Source organism: Streptomyces regalis, from assembly GCF_001509475.1.
In the GTDB taxonomy this organism is placed as follows: Bacteria; Actinomycetota; Actinomycetes; order Streptomycetales; family Streptomycetaceae; genus Streptomyces; species Streptomyces regalis.
The window spans coordinates 59,084-73,193 of sequence record NZ_LLZG01000047.1 but is presented as its reverse complement, the minus strand read 5'-3'; the positions used below and the strand labels follow the sequence as shown (position 1 = coordinate 73,193).

Here is a 14,110-nt window from a genome sequence, read left to right as displayed (position 1 = left end):
TCCCATGGTGAACGCCTCACCGTTGATGGCCCAGTTGTACTTGTCCATGCCGCCGGTCAGCTCGACGCGGTGCACCCGGTCCACCTTCTTGGACGGCAGGCGGACGTCGTCGGCCGCGCGCAGAGAAGACGCCGTCGCCGAGGGTGACCAGGACGTCGTAACGCTCCCCCATGCCGATCAGCAGGGCGTCGACCTGCTGCTGCTCGACGGGGAACCCGTCAGTGTGGGTGATGGTCAGTTTGTGGCCGCCGAGCGCCACTCGGTAGGCCGTGTCACCGCCCGCATTGATGATGCGCAACCGGACCCACCGGCCAGGCTTGCCCTGGTAGACGTCAGGGGCGGCGGCAACAAGACCGTTGACCAGGTGGTGGGGGTACTTCACGTCGCCGGCGTCGCCGCCGAGCAGCTCGCTCTCCGCGCCCATCATCATGAACCTCATCGACATCCCGCCGGACGAGGCAGAGGCGGACGGGGACGAGGAGCCCTCCCCCATGTCCATGCCGCCCATGCCCTGCCGCAGCTCGGCGAGAACCTCGTCCGGGGTGCCGGTGACTCCGTCGACCCAGTCGTCCAGGACGACGACCCATTCGTCGTCATACGACAGCGGTTCCTTGGGGTCCTCCACGATCAGCGGCGCGGGCAGGCCTCGATCGAGCTGGACGCCGACGTGGGGTGGAAGAAGTACGTGCCCGGTGCGTCGGTGACGAAGCGGTAGGTGAAGTTGGCACCCGCGCGTACGGCCTGCTGCGTCACCGGGGGTACACCGTCCATGTCGTTGCGCATGGCGATGCCGTGCCAATGGATGGATGTGGTGGTCTTGTTCGGCAGCCGGTTGGAGAGTTCGGCTACCAGGGTGCCTCCGACGGACAGCCGGATCTCCTTGCCCGGGACCTGGCCACTGAAGGCCCAGCTCTTGGCCATGACCCCGCCGCCGAGGTCGAGCATGGCGGGTGCGGCGGTCAAGGTCACCTTCTGCGTCCTGCCGGTGCCTTTCCGATTCTTCTCGGCCGCGACGACCGCCGAGCCGGAAGGGTTGACCAATCAATGTCGCGGACGTCGTACTCGAACGACGACCAGGTGACGTCGGGCGTGGTCGAGTCGATGTTGCCGTTGACGTCATACGTCAGCGACGTCGTGTTCGCGCACTAGAGACCGACTGGGAGCCGTCGGCTTGCAGCGTCGAGTGCGCCACCACGTGGTCGAAACCGTCGTAGGTGTTACGCTCCACGACCTTTCCGCCGCCGGTGACCGATTCCAGCCGGCCGAACCGGTCGTAGTCGTAGCTCGCCGCTCGCCGCTCGCCGCTGCTTCGTTGACCGTCGCGGACACCGCGAACTCCTCATTCACAGACAAAGCCTGATGAGGACTGAAGACTGCGCCTCATCTCGGCCCACCGGTTGAAGAGTTCAATGAGCGTTTTCAGCTTCGCCACTCCAGGGTGAGGACGGCCTTGGCGACTGACGTCATGCGGTAGGGGCTGATGCGGCTCCGGCCAGCTGGTCGGGGGGCACGAGAGGAATTCGACAAGGAAGCGCAGGAGCAGGGCGGTTCGGTCTGTGTATTCGACCGGCTCGCCAGGCGGCCGGTGTAGTTCCTCGTGCAGGACGCCACGGCGGATGTCGTCCTCGCTGGTGCCATGGAGGTTCCTCGGCTGGGCCCGCCGGGCACAACGGCCTTCTTTGTGAGGAGTTGGCGGGCGGTCACCTCGGGGGCAGGAAGCCTGCTCGGAGTACCATCCCTGCGAGGTTCTTGGGTCGACGCTCCGCAACCCCCGCAGTGGCGCAGTCGTATGGGGGCATCCGTGTAGAGAGGGCAGAGGGGAATGAGTGTGGCGGAGAGCTGGTCCCGCGTGATGAATCTTCTTCGGCAGCACGCCCCGGCCGATCACGCGGATCTGCCTGGGCCCGCTACGGAACAGATGCTCGCGGCCGCCGAGGAACGGATGGGTATCCCCTTCCCTCAGGATCTGCGGGCGTGGCTGCTGCAGAACAATCTGGATCTTCCTGAGGAAGAAGTGGACGACGATGTGGTCTGTTGCGGCTTCGCCGGGTTCCCGGATGAGGGAAGCTTCTTTCTGGGCATCCGGGCGATGGAGAAGCTCTACGCGAACCGCTTCATGCCCGGTGGATTCGACCCTCCGGACCGGCCGGACAATCCGTTCTGGCGTAATGAGTGGATCCCGTTCCTGTCGGACCAGGACGGCTGGATGGGAAAGTTCATCGACGTGCGGGACGGGCGTGTCGGCAGGTGGTTCGTGGGTGAGATCACGATCACGGGCGAGTACGAATCGCTGGCTCACTATTTCGACTCCGTGGCGGAGATGCTGACGAAGATCGCCGATGGAAACTATCCGGTCTGTGAGGTCGCCGAAGGGCGACTCGTCTGGTCGTGAAACAAAAGATCCCGCGTCAGTCCCAACTGACGCGGGCTTTGCGGAAGACGTGCCAGGACTTCAGTCTCGCAACGCTTCGTTCGACGGGTGCTCGCGCCGCTGGCAGGGCCCGGTTGACCGTCCGCTGGGTCGGGCTGAGGTCCTGGTGCGGAAGTCGCCTGATCGGCGTGGTCACCCAGGGGCCGGCCCCGATGTAGGCGCGATCGGCAAGGACCGGAATGCCCTGGCGCTCGCAGATCCGGATGACTCGGTGTGTGCGGGCCGCGGTCAGGTCGTGGGTGCGGCCGGACAGTGCGGGTGAGATCCACAGCAGGTTGCCCGCGGGATCGGCGACGACCTGCACGTTCACGCCGTGGCGGCGGTGCTTCTGCGAGAAGTCGGCCCGGCCGTCACCGACACGGTCGCACTCGGCGAGGGTTCCGTCGAGCAGGACGTACTCGGGATCGCTCTCCCGCAGGGCACACAGCAGCCCCGGCGCCCGCCGGGACAGGTGACCGACGAGGGCCGTCGCGTAGGCGTGGGCAGTGCCGACGGATATGCCGAAACCGGCGGCGATCTGCGCGAGCGTGTCGTGCCGGCGCAGGTAGACCAGGCCGACGAGAGCGCGCTGGTGAGGCGGGAGCTTGCAGCGGCGGTCACCCTCACGGGTAACGATGAGCATGGTTACCCACTCATGGTTACCCACTCAACCAGAGCATGCGGCAGATCGAGTGCGGCACGACAGGGAACCAACGAGGCTCCTGAGCTGATGAGTTGAGACGTCGAACACCTTTCTCAACAGCACAGAAGTCTCGTGCGTTGCGGGAGACCAGCCCCTGGCCTGGAGTCGGAAGCTCGCCCGTTCCTCGCAGAACGCCTACGCGACGACGCGGCACAGCACGCCGACGGGCCGGCGTCCACACGGTGAGGTGGGTGCCGGCCCGTCGGCGGCGGTCAGTGGCTGGCGGCGAGTTCCCCGCTGAGCTTGCCGTGCAGGTGGGCGCTGGGCTCGTTCAGGCCGGTGATCTTTCCACCGTCCGCCCCTGGGAGAGCTCCCGTACTGTCCCCGCGTCCTGGGCGTTCGAGGCGGGCGGACGACACCCGTGCTCTGTCACTTCCGCCGACTGGCACCGGCCCCGGCTCGCGGCCCGGCGCCTTGTAGCGAGGAGCCACAGCCGGTGAAAAGCCGGCTACTGGTTGTGCGTGTGCGGGACGGTGATGACCGGGCAGCGTGCGTGGTGCAGTACGCCCTGACCGACGGAGCCCAGCAGCATGCCGGTGAAGCCGCCGTGCCCGCGTGTGCCCACGACCAGCCCGAGGGCGTGTTCGGACCTCTTGGTGAGGACCTGTACCGGGTGGCCTCTGACGACCTCGTGGTGCAGCTCCACCTCCGGATGGGCGGCGCTACGCCCGGCAACCGTCTCCGACAGCAGCCTGCGGCACTCCTGGACGGCCGCGTCCTCGTCCAGGGCTCCGAGCCGCGGAGGCTGCCACACGTACAGGGCCCGCAGGGCGGCACCGCGCAGGGCGGCCTCCTCGAACGCGAAGTCGACGGCGGCGGCGGACTGAGGGCTGCCGTCGGCCCCGACCACGTAGTACGGCTGCTGCTGGGGGATGTGTTCCGGCTCCGGTACGACCACCACCGGGCAGGGCGCGTGGGCGATGACCGGCAGGGCGACCGAGGCGGAGGTGAAAAGCTCCTGGACGGCACTCAGATGCCAGGAACCGAGCACGACCTGAGTGGCGTTCTGCGCCTGCTCGCGCAGTATCCATGCCGGATGTCCCTCCGCCAGCAGCCCGGACACCCGCACTTGCGGATGCCGGGATTCCACGAAGGCCACCGCATCTTCCAGCACGCGATTCCCCGTCGCGTGCAGCGCCTCGTTCCACTCCTCCCAGGACGGTCGACCGCCTGTCGGCCGGTATCCGGGGGTCGGCACGTTCTGCGCGAGGACCAGCAGCAGTGGCAGGCGCCGTCGGGCCGCCTCGTCGGCGGCCCAAGCGAGTGCCGTGCGTTTCCCCGGATCGGGGTCGACGCCGGCCACGATTGGTCTACGTCCTTCTGTATGTGTCATCGCCGAATCCCAGTGATCTCTTCGACCGGCCCGTCGGTCCCGGTGCTGGTGCCGGCCACAGCAGCGACGCTGCGTCTACAGGCCCTGGGAAAGCAGGAGCTCGTGGGCGAGTCGTGCGCCGCGTGCCGCTTCCTCGGGCGGAACGTCCTGTGACGGGATGTTCTCCAGCCCACGGGCGAGTGCCCGGATGGCCTCGGCCAGGGTCGCGACCTGTGCCTCCAGCCGGCTCAGCCGCGCTTCCGGCCCGGGTGCGGCGTCGGGCTCGGGGGAGGGGTGCTGCGTCATGTCGTGCTCCTTTGCGAGGCGGTGACGGGCCTGGCCGTTACTCCGCAGGGGTGATCAGGCCGTCGTGCATCTGTCGGTCGAACTCGGTGCAGGAGCGACGTCCGTGCCCCAAGGCCAAGAAGTGGTGTTGGGCGATCGGGCAGTGACGCCATGCTGTTGGCTACCGTGTGCGAAGGGCTCGGTCAGGCCGTCGGCTGGAGGAGGAGTGCGCGGATGTCGTGCGGAAGTTGCTCCAGTGCCGCCTCCAGTTGCCCGGGCGAGACGTGCTCGCGTACGACGGCGGTGACTGCGGGAACGATCCGGGGCACCTCTTCGGCAGTGACCCTTGCTTCCTGGACGAAGCGGTTCACGTAGCCTTCGCGGTCGTATTTGATCGGTACGGTGCTGGGGTCCCAGCCGTCGTAGTAGGCGCCCCGCAGCAGCTCGGGCAGCTGCGCGGCGAAGTGGGCGGCCACGTCGATGGTGACCCGGTCGCGGAGCGTGTGCAGCCAGGTGCGTAGCAGCCGGTGGGCGAGGTGGCGGTCCTCGGTTTCCAGAGCCTCGGACACCGCTTTCAGCCAGATGTTGGCGGTGTGGATGGCGTGCTCGAAGTCAGGTGGATGTGTTGGGGGCATCGGTTTTCCCCTTCCGGTTTTCCGTGGCGCCTTTGCGCGTCCGGGGTTGCCGCGCCTCCGCGTGGGCGGTGTTCGGCTCTGCGAACGGTCAGCGCATGCAGTAGTGGCGCGGGTCGGGCGGCACCTGCCCGGTGCCGTACCGCATGCGCGGCACAAGGTGCGCGCGGTGGCTTCTGTGTCCTCCCGTAGCTCCATGCTAGGGCGGCCCGAACCGGTTGGCAGCCGCGCCACTGCACGGCATCACGACGGCCACTGAGGCGGCGCCCCGGGCCTTCAGTCCCCGTGGCAGGACTGGTCCCAGCTCGCGCCGATGGGCCTGTTGAGCTCCCTGTGGAGTACAGGCAGGGTGCGGGCATGCGCTACTACGTCATGGGGCCCGCACCAGGGCGTTAGCGGCACGTTGAGGCTCGTGGAGGGCGAGATCCGGATTCCGCACCCTGCGAAGGAGGGTGTGCACTGCCGCCATCGGACGAACAGCACTGACGCGAAGATCGAGCAGGCCGGCTTCGAGCCGGGCATCCAGGTGCACTACGTCGGCGACACCCCGAGTCCGGACATGGACAAGACCGCACAGTAGGTCACACGTCCCGGCGCCCTGGCCTTCTCAGAGGGGCGGGTGGCAGGGAACGCTCTTCAGGCTTGCGGAGCCCTCCGCTTCGACGACAGTACAGCCGCCCTCGACGGGGCGGCCTTCAATGCTCATGGCGACGGTGTTGCTGACCTGGCCATCGAAGGCGTCGGGGGTGAACCGCTGGCCGGGCTCGGCGTGCTGGGTGTAACGGAGGCGCTCAAATAGCCCCATCAGATTCAGCGACACCGGGTACGTCTCCCACACCGATGCTCCCTGGCAGAGAGGCAACACGTAGGGCCCCGCGGGTGCCGGCACCACTGCCACTCGCCGTCCAGGGCCAACCGATGGGTGCGCGAGGCGCATGCTGAAGATGCAGTACCTGTAACCCGCGCACGAACCGTGACCCGTTACCCCGCCCACCTACAAAAGAGGTGAGACCCATGGCGACGCTTACTGTCCGCGACCTGCGTTGTTCGGTCGGCACCGACAGCGGGCCGCGTGAAATCCTCCACGGAGTCGACCTGACAGTACGACAGGGCGAGACGCATGCCGTCATGGGCCCCAACGGCTCCGGCAAGACCACCCTCGCCTACGCACTCGCCGGGCACCCCAAGTACCACGTCACCTCCGGCACCGTCACCCTGGACGGCGAGGACGTGCTCGCCATGAAGGTCGACGAACGGGCCCGGGCCGGGATGTTCCTCGCCATGCAGTACCCGGTGGAGGTCCCCGGCGTGTCGATGTCCAATTTCCTGCGCACCGCCGCCACCGCCGTACGCGGCGAGGCCCCAAGGTTGCGCCTCTGGCTGAAGGAGGTCCAAGAGGCGATGGAGCGACTCCAGATCGACCCGTCCTTCGCGGAGCGCAACGTCAACGAGGGCTTCTCCGGCGGCGAGAAGAAGCGCCACGAGATCCTCCAGCTGGAACTGCTCAAACCGAAGATCGCCATCCTCGACGAGACCGACTCCGGCCTGGACGTCGACGCGCTGCGCATCGTCTCCGAGGGGGTCAACCGCGTCCGCGCCACCGGCCAGGTTGCCACCCTGCTGATCACCCACTACACGCGCATCCTGCGCTACATCCACCCCGACTACGTCCACGTCTTCGCCGAGGGCCGGATCGCCGACTCCGGCGGCCCGGAGCTCGCCGAGCGGCTGGAAGAAGAGGGCTACGAGGCGTACGTGAAGGGCGCCGCAAGGGGCTGAGCCGCCGGCCCGCGCCCCACAACAGCCGTCAGGCAAGGCGAGACTCGGTCCACCGCCATACGGGGCCCACCGGGCTCGCCTTGACGCGAGCCTCGGACCGAGTGAGATCAGTATGCGCGCCTCCCGCGCAACGACACGATCAAGACTTCCGGCACTCCCGATCGCCGCCATCCCTGGTGGGCAGGTCGAACCTGTCGGTCGGCCACGCGGGGTCCTCACGCTGGTTGTCGTGATCCCACCACGTGATCCGCTGCATGTGGTCTCCCGGCGGGCAGGCGTTGAGGCCGGGGGCGAGAGAGTGGTCTGAGCTGCTCCGCCCAGATGGTCTTTCCTGTCGGCGTATGACGGGTGCCCCAGCGTTCGGCGAGCTGGCCGACCAGGAACAGGCCACGGCCGCCCTCGTCCAGGACACGGGCACGGCGCGCGTGGGGAGAGGTACTGCTGGCGTCGGAGACCTCGCAGATCAGCGCCGTGTCGCGGATGAGCCGCAGCTGGATGGGGGCCTCGGCGTACCGGATGGCGTTGGTGACCAGCTCACTGACGATCAGCTCGGTGATCGGGACGGCGTCGTGCATGCCCCAGGTCGTGAGCTGGTCGGCAACCCGTCGGCGCGCGTCGGCCACGATGACGGGCGCCGCGGGCAGGTCCCAGGTGACCACGTGCGAGGGACCCAGCGCGTTGGTCCGGGCGACGACCAAGGCGACGTCGTCGTCCGGGTGCTCGGGCAGGAGTGCCGTGATCAGGTTGTCGCAGACGGCCTCCAGCGAGGGGGCGGGTCCGGCCAGGACGTGCGCGAGTTCCTGCATTCCGCTGTCGATGTCCCGGCCGTGGGCCTCGACCAGTCCATCCGTGTACAGGACGAGCAGGCTGCCTTCGGGCAGGCGGACGTCGGTGGCCTCGAAGGGCAGGCCGCCCACCCCCAGAGGGGGCCCTGGTGCCAGCTGGATGAAGTCCACGGAGCCATCCGGCATGACGGCGGCCGGGGCGGGGTGGCCGGCGCTGGCCAGGGTGCAGTGGCGGGAGACCGGGTCGTAGACCGCGTACAGGCAGGTCGCGCCGACCTCCCCGGAGGATTCGATGCCCTCCTCGATCTCTTCGAGGACGAGGTCGTCGAGGTGGGTCAGCAGTTCGTCGGGAGGAAGATCGACATCCGCCAGGGCGCGGATCTCACTGCGCAGCTGGCCCATGGTGGCGGAAGCATGGATGCCGTGACCGACGACATCGCCGACGACGAGAGCCACCCGGGCACCGGACAGAGGGATGGCATCGAACCAGTCGCCACCCACACCTGCCCGCGGATCCGCGGGCAGGTAACGCATCGCCGCGTCCACCGCCGGCTGCGCGGGCCGGTGATACAGAAGCAGGCGACGCTGCAGGGCCAGGTCCGCACCGTCGGTCTCCGGTGGGGCGGCGTGGATGAACCATCCGACGTGGTCATCGGCACCTACCAGCGGGTAGGCCCGCACATCCGCCTCGATCGTGTGACCGTCCCGGTCCCGCAGCGCGACCCGTCCGGCCCACGGCTCCTGCTGTGACAGGCTCCGCCACGCCGAATCCGGAAGGCGCGCGGCAAGAAGATCAGTCGCCGGACGTCCGATCACTTCGACCGGCTCGTACCCGAGAAGCAACCGGGCACCCCGGCTCCACGCCGCGACGACGCCCCGCGCGTCCACGGCAGCCGCAGCGTTTTCCGCCGCCAGGGTGTGGTCGTACATGCCCTCACCCCCTTCCTTCCAGTGTGCTACCGGGGCCCGACGCGCACTTCAGATGGTGAATGGGCAGAAGTGCACAAGCCAAGGCTGCTGGTCGTGTCAGAGCCTGACGGCGACCCGCGCCATGTCCCGCTGCTGACGCCGAGGCGGGCTGCTGGCCTGAGGACAAAGGGCATTGCGGGCGAACGGCCGGCGGCGGGTCGCGGGCCGGCGGCGGGGCGCGACTTCTGGCCCATCGGCGGGTGCAGAGCGGGGCCGACACGGCCGACGGCCGGACCCACCCCGCCGGGGAGTGGCCAAGCACTCGTGTCCGGAGGGATTCTGGTGGTAGTCGCCCACAGTCCCGGGCGCAATGAACGGCTCCCTACCGTGCCGCTCCTGCTGTCCGCGGGAGTCACCATGAAAGTCGAACTGATCCAACCGGCGGCCGACGTGCTCTTCGACGTCCCGGACGACGTGCATGCGGAGATCATCGCGCTCATCACCGCTGTGGCCGTGGACCCGACGACAAAGGTCTCGGACCTGGCCGCAGCGTTCGGTGAATGGTGCTGGCTCGTATACACCCGCCATGGTGACGTGGTCGTAGTGCTGGACGTCGGCTGCGCCCGCTGACTCAGTGACGGCCCGTACCGCGGTCTGGCGTCTTACAGGCGTCGGCCGACTGCATGAGGTAGCCGGTGACGACGTCGCCCTGGGGAGACGATCCGGGTCACGGGCACAGGCGGGGCGAGCTGGACGGCGGGCGTAGGAGAGATGAGGGCCACGCGGGCCAACCACAGCACCTGATTCGGCAGTGGGGAGCCGTGTTCTATCACGTGCTCAAGTACGTCCTTCTCGGGCCGCTGCTGCGGCTGCTGTTCCGGCCGCGGGTCGAGGGGCACGAGCATGTTCCGGCGCAGCGGCGATCGTCGCCGGGAATCACCTGTCCTTCGCTGACCCCCTCCTCATGCCCGCGGTCCTGCAAGTGCGAGGAGCAGCGTGGTGGTGATCTGTCGTCCGTAGCGCTCGATGTCCGCCCAACGGGTTGCCGGGGCCACGTCCCCTCCTGCGGCGGGCCCGCACACGGGCCTCCGCCTGTGGGCAGGCTGGGCGTATGAAGAGTCGGCCCGCCGCCCTGCGGACGCACCGGCACCGGTCGGCGAATGGCCTGGATGGACTTGCGGCGACCGTCCAGCATCAGTCCGCGCAGATAGCAGTCGCCCTTGGCCCGCTGGTCTTTGCGCGGCACCGAGGCGAACACATCCGCCACGTATAACGCCAACTTCGCCCGTACACGGTTCACTTCATGTGCGTCCACACACCCAACATGCTCCGGAGCAGGCCCGACAGGAAGACCTAACGGAGTCCTATTAGAGTGGTTTAGAGCTCGACTTCCTTGCCGTCATGCGTGCAGGGGCATGCCGATCAGGTAACCGCCCTCTATGAGGAAATCCCCCAATGGCATCTCTTCGACCTCACCAGTCTCGGCCGTCCGGGGGGAGCTCGTCCGTTTCATCCCGCATACGGTCCAGGGCGGCGTGCGCGAGATCGCGGTAGAACTGTTCCTCGACGCTACCCCGGACACATCCGTCGGCCAACTCAGTGGCCTTCGCCTGCTGCTCTATATCCTCGGGGTGGGGCTCGCCAGGCGTCCCCCAACGCATCCCGCCCATGCAAGCGTCGTACAGGGCGCCCCTCATTCTCTTCAGGCTGTCGTCTCCGTGGCGGTCCGCGGCACGCAGGCAGCAGCGTACGAACCCGACGTCCCAGACGAGCGTCCGGGGTGCCTTGGACAGCATTGCCGCGGCGACCGTGATCTTCACGGGGTCGCTGTCGTCGAGATACTCGCCGATCACATCAGTGACCCGGGCGTCATAAGACCCGGCGACAAGCTCGAAGAGGTGGGCTCCCAGGTAGCGCCTGCGGGCGGACTCCGGGTCGGCGGCGATCCAGTCGCGGATCTGTCGCAGCAGGTCCGGGAAGTCGTCGTGATCGAGGAACGGCGGTGTCACATGCCAGCGGAAGGGCAGGGCGGAGTGCATGCCAGTCGCTTGGCCTGGTGAGGACTCCGCCCTTGCTTCGAGCAGTTCGATGACGGTAAGGGGTTCGGCGCTGGCAAGTTCTGCGAGGAACCGGCCGATCTCGTAGCCGTCGATGGACGGTGCTGCGGTCAGGGCGGTGAGGAATGCCTCCTGCTGGTCATTGGAGAGATCCGACCAGGACATCGGTCTGTATGGGGCACCGGCCACAGCCATGGCGAACGCCTCAAAGTCCGCTGTCTCCATGGCGGGCGATGCGGTGAGCAGTTCGACGGCCAGGTCCTTGTGCTGCGCGGCGATGACGTGCACGGCGCCGAGAGTGGCCCTGCGCACGATGTTGTCCCCGTGGATGGCGAGTTCGCGCAGCAGGTCCGCCTCGCCGTCCAGCAGATCGCCGCGACCGCGCTGGTTACCAAACGCCTGTGCCACTTCCCGGGTGAGTTCGGTGTTCTCCGAGCCCATGAGCGTTCGACCCCAGTGGACCGCGCGGTCGCCGGCGGAGTGTCCCATTGCAGCGAGAGTGACCGACACCAGCGATGCCAGCGAGCACTCGGGCGCGGCCATGGCTTGCTCGCAGATGGCTTCGCCGACGGACGGGCGGTGGGTGACCAGCGTCCGGATGAAGGACCGGGCTCGTCCGCTGTCGGTGCCGAAGACCCTGTCGTTCTCGCTGAGCAAGACATCGACGCGCGCGGCGATCGTTTCGTCTGTCCAGTCGGCGAGAGCGGCCATCGCGTCGCTGAACAGCGCGTCTTGCGCCGCACGCGAGTCCGAGACGTCGGAGTAGACGGCCGGGTCGGCCGGTCCGCCGTGTAGCGCCCGGGCGAGTTCGTTGTCCGGTGAGGTGGGGATTGCGCTCAACAGGTCTTCGGCGAGGCGACGGAGGCCGTCGGGGCCGTGCTGTGCGTGCCAGCGCAGCTCAGTGCGCACGGCGAGCAGGATTGCCGGCGGCAGGGGGTGCTCAACGATGTATCGGTGCAGCCGGTCGATGGTGCTCGCGAGGTGTGGGATCCACGGCTGGCACATGGCGTCCGTCACCGTCAGCCCGAAACCGCCAAGTGGCAGGCTGATTGCGTTGCCGATGAGGGAGCGGGCCGCGGAGGCGCGTTCGAGCTGCGGGTGTCCCAGCTCCTCGAACGCCAGGTCCAGCGCCGCGCCGCGCATGTCCAGGACCTCCCTGGTGGGGTCCAGCACGTAGGGGCGGAAGGTCAGGGTCCAGGTCGTGGGTGTCCACAGCTCGTCATGGTCTTCCGTGGTCAGCACAGGGGCGAGCACGCTCAGCGGCTGGTGGACGGACGGAGTGGCGGGTGCGCGGGCCAGCCAGCGCTCGACCTGGCTGACGAGGATCTGCTGGTACTCGGTGGGGCCCCAGCGGGTGTAGCCGGCCAGTTCCGCCAGAATCCGCAAGGGGTGCAAGGGGTATTGAGGCAGGGGGCGCTGGTCGTCGCGGCCCAGGCACCAGAGAAGGGAGGCCGCCTGCGGCAGGAACTCCAGAGAATGAGCGGCAGCCTGGAGGACAGGGGCCAGGGCATAGCGCACATCCGTGTCGGTCCAGGTGTGGGTCAATCCGAACCCGACTTCCGCGGTGACGGGGTCGCAGGGGTTGTCCACCGCCCACGTGGCCAGGTCGATAGCCCGCCGTGGTTGGAAGAAGGCGACCTTCACCACGACCTCCAACAGACTCACCCGCTCCCGTGCGTCCGCAGCGCGGAACGCTGCCGTGATCTGCTCCCACAGGGGCTGGATCAGCCCGCCGGTTCCGGTGCCCTGTTGCCACTCCACACGGCCGGTGTTCACCACCAAGTGGGCCAGCGCACTCCCCTGGCCGGCTTCCATGGCTCTGGCGAGGTAGCCCGTGGGCAGCCCTGTGCTGCTGTGAAGCGCTGCCTTGACGAGCAGGGCGTCACCCAGCAGGTCCGGCACCAGACGCACGGTGGTGCCGTGGCTCAGCACCACCCCGGCACCCTCCAGGGTCGCCAAGTGCCGGGCGCAGACGTCGAACGGCAAGCCGATCAGGGCTTCCAGCGACGTGCGGACCTCCGGTTCCGCAAGCCGCACAGGCTGGAACGCGGCGAGGGCAAAAAGCAGGTCCTGGGGTACCTGCCCGGATGCCGGATCGGCGGTCAGCGCCTCGGCAAGCCGGTCCGTGAGTTCCAGGTGGAGTTGCTCGTCGCCCTCGAATCTCCTGGGGTCCAGGGCTCCGCTGTTGATCAGCGATGCGCCGGTGACGATCAGCAGCGGGCAATCCCGTGCCGCGGTGGCGAGCCTCGGTGCGTGAAACCGTACTACTTCGTCCAGGATCTCGCTGGCCAAGGAGAGGGCGTCGTCGAAGTCCAGGTCCCCGATCTCGACCATGGTGGCCTCGCTCGCGTGCAGGCCGGCCTGGGCCAGTGCGCGACGGGCGTGGGCCACGCCGTAGGGCCGTAGGGAGAGCAGTACGTTGGCGGAGCCGTTGGCGCTCCGGACCGCGGAAACAACCTTTTCCAGGGGGAGGGTGTTGTCGTGTGCGTCGTCGACGATCACCAGAAGACTGCCTGTGCTCGGCAGTTCCCTGAACGAGCCCGGGCCGATGGCGGAGTCGGGGCCGAGCACCCGTACTTCGACGGCGGGCTCTGCCTCGCGCAGCGCTTCGCACAGAGCTGTCACGATCTTCGTCTTCCCGACTCCGCCCCTACCGATGAGGAGCGCGACGCCTCCTTGCTCGTTCGTGGCGAACGGTACGAGGCTGTCCATGGTCTGAGTACGTCCGACGAGTCGCCAGCGGTGCGTGTAGACCGAGCCCTGGTTCACCTGGCGGAGGTAGTCGTCGGGTTTCATCCAGGGATCCGACTCCGCGGGCCCGTTCTGCTGGATCACGACCTGCGTGCCGACCACATCGCCCAGGAAGACTCCGCCCCGGAAGTCGATGTGGTCCCCTAGATACCAGGTCTCCGCGCTCCCCGGCGTATGCCGCTGCATAGCCTCCGCAACCGCTTGCGCGATCTGCGGATCGGCGACGAACAGGGCTGCCAACCGGTCGACCCAGGACCGCACCGCTTCCTGCCGGGCGGGCTGGGCAGCCGCCTCGGCAAGCACTTGTGCGGAGGCACTCGGGTCCTGTGCCAGCGCCCGCGCCAGTTCCTCCACCAGCCGGCGCCCGGCCTCCCCGCCGGCGCCTTCGGCCAACGCCGCCAGCAACGACGTCGGCAACGACTCGTCCATCTGCCCCTTCCCCCGCTCGACACAACCGGCCCGCTCGGAGCCGTAGGTCAACGGTAGA

9 protein-coding genes and 5 pseudogenes are annotated in these 14,110 nt (G+C 68.2%); 5 read left to right on the top strand and 9 right to left on the bottom strand.

The genetic code is table 11. From position 1 onward, the window contains the following. Positions 1–3: 3 nt before the first annotated feature. A pseudogene (locus ADL12_RS49990) lies at positions 4–1,041 on the bottom strand (multicopper oxidase family protein); the annotation flags it as partial. Positions 1,042–1,822: 781 nt separating this feature from the next. Here ADL12_RS49990 and ADL12_RS09105 point away from each other — a divergent pair. Continuing rightward, positions 1,823–2,392 (top strand): SMI1/KNR4 family protein, encoded by a 570-nt coding sequence (locus tag ADL12_RS09105; protein ID WP_062700404.1) that lies wholly within the window; start codon positions 1,823–1,825, stop codon positions 2,390–2,392. 16 nt (positions 2,393–2,408) lie between these two features. On the opposite strand, the pseudogene ADL12_RS09100 reads toward ADL12_RS09105, so the two are convergent. From ADL12_RS09100 to ADL12_RS09085, 4 genes and pseudogenes are all read right to left on the bottom strand, one after another. Then, positions 2,409–3,124, bottom strand: a pseudogene (locus tag ADL12_RS09100) (transposase). A gap of 437 nt (positions 3,125–3,561) precedes the next feature. Further along, positions 3,562–4,446 carry a universal stress protein gene (locus ADL12_RS09095; RefSeq protein ID WP_062700400.1) on the bottom strand — a complete coding sequence of 295 codons (885 nt, stop codon included), beginning with the start codon at positions 4,444–4,446 and terminating at the stop codon, positions 3,562–3,564. Between the two features lie 75 nt (positions 4,447–4,521). Next, positions 4,522–4,731: a hypothetical protein gene (locus ADL12_RS09090; RefSeq protein WP_062700398.1), complete on the bottom strand. Its 210-nt coding sequence runs from the start codon at positions 4,729–4,731 to the stop codon at positions 4,522–4,524. A 182-nt stretch (positions 4,732–4,913) separates the two neighbouring features. After that, the gene (locus ADL12_RS09085; RefSeq protein WP_062700397.1) at positions 4,914–5,345 is read right to left on the bottom strand and encodes a DUF2267 domain-containing protein; all 432 of its coding nucleotides are present in this window, start codon (positions 5,343–5,345) and stop codon (positions 4,914–4,916) included. A gap of 409 nt (positions 5,346–5,754) precedes the next feature. On the opposite strand from ADL12_RS09085, the gene ADL12_RS53840 reads away from it, so the two are divergent. Next, entirely contained in the window at positions 5,755–5,922 is a 168-nt protein-coding gene (locus ADL12_RS53840) for a hypothetical protein (RefSeq protein ID WP_159053118.1), read from the top strand. A 27-nt stretch (positions 5,923–5,949) separates the two neighbouring features. Here ADL12_RS53840 and ADL12_RS09080 read toward each other — a convergent pair whose 3' ends face one another. Next, positions 5,950–6,180 carry a hypothetical protein gene (locus ADL12_RS09080; protein WP_062700396.1) on the bottom strand — a complete coding sequence of 77 codons (231 nt, stop codon included), beginning with the start codon at positions 6,178–6,180 and terminating at the stop codon, positions 5,950–5,952. Positions 6,181–6,356: 176 nt separating this feature from the next. On the opposite strand from ADL12_RS09080, the gene sufC reads away from it, so the two are divergent. After that, complete coding sequence (gene sufC, locus ADL12_RS09075; protein ID WP_062700395.1) at positions 6,357–7,121, top strand: Fe-S cluster assembly ATPase SufC; 765 nt, start codon at positions 6,357–6,359, stop codon at positions 7,119–7,121. 215 nt (positions 7,122–7,336) lie between these two features. On the opposite strand, the pseudogene ADL12_RS09070 reads toward sufC, so the two are convergent. Next, positions 7,337–8,812 (bottom strand): annotated as a pseudogene (locus ADL12_RS09070) (SpoIIE family protein phosphatase); the annotation flags it as partial. 420 nt (positions 8,813–9,232) lie between these two features. On the opposite strand from ADL12_RS09070, the gene ADL12_RS09065 reads away from it, so the two are divergent. Together ADL12_RS09065 and ADL12_RS58065 are read left to right on the top strand one after the other, a co-directional pair. Next, the gene (locus ADL12_RS09065; RefSeq protein ID WP_062700483.1) at positions 9,233–9,445 is read left to right on the top strand and encodes a hypothetical protein; all 213 of its coding nucleotides are present in this window, start codon (positions 9,233–9,235) and stop codon (positions 9,443–9,445) included. A gap of 191 nt (positions 9,446–9,636) precedes the next feature. Further along, a pseudogene (locus ADL12_RS58065) lies at positions 9,637–9,803 on the top strand (1-acyl-sn-glycerol-3-phosphate acyltransferase); the annotation flags it as partial. Positions 9,804–9,959: 156 nt separating this feature from the next. On the opposite strand, the pseudogene ADL12_RS58060 reads toward ADL12_RS58065, so the two are convergent. Beyond that, a pseudogene (locus tag ADL12_RS58060) lies at positions 9,960–10,130 on the bottom strand (transposase); the annotation flags it as partial. 157 nt (positions 10,131–10,287) lie between these two features. After that, positions 10,288–14,103 carry a hypothetical protein gene (locus ADL12_RS09060; RefSeq protein WP_159053117.1) on the bottom strand — a complete coding sequence of 1,272 codons (3,816 nt, stop codon included), beginning with the start codon at positions 14,101–14,103 and terminating at the stop codon, positions 10,288–10,290. Positions 14,104–14,110 lie beyond the last annotated feature (7 nt).

Excerpts from the sequence above, each read along its gene's own strand:
- ADL12_RS09105 (WP_062700404.1), top strand. The coding sequence starts at position 1,823 with ATGAGTGTGGCGGAGAGCTGGTCCCGCGTGATGAATCTTCTTCGGCAG.
- ADL12_RS09095 (WP_062700400.1), bottom strand. The coding sequence starts at position 4,446 with ATGACACATACAGAAGGACGTAGACCAATCGTGGCCGGCGTCGACCCC.
- ADL12_RS09090 (WP_062700398.1), bottom strand. The coding sequence starts at position 4,731 with ATGACGCAGCACCCCTCCCCCGAGCCCGACGCCGCACCCGGGCCGGAA.
- ADL12_RS09085 (WP_062700397.1), bottom strand. The coding sequence starts at position 5,345 with ATGCCCCCAACACATCCACCTGACTTCGAGCACGCCATCCACACCGCC.
- sufC (WP_062700395.1), top strand. The coding sequence starts at position 6,357 with ATGGCGACGCTTACTGTCCGCGACCTGCGTTGTTCGGTCGGCACCGAC.
- ADL12_RS09065 (WP_062700483.1), top strand. The coding sequence starts at position 9,233 with ATGAAAGTCGAACTGATCCAACCGGCGGCCGACGTGCTCTTCGACGTC.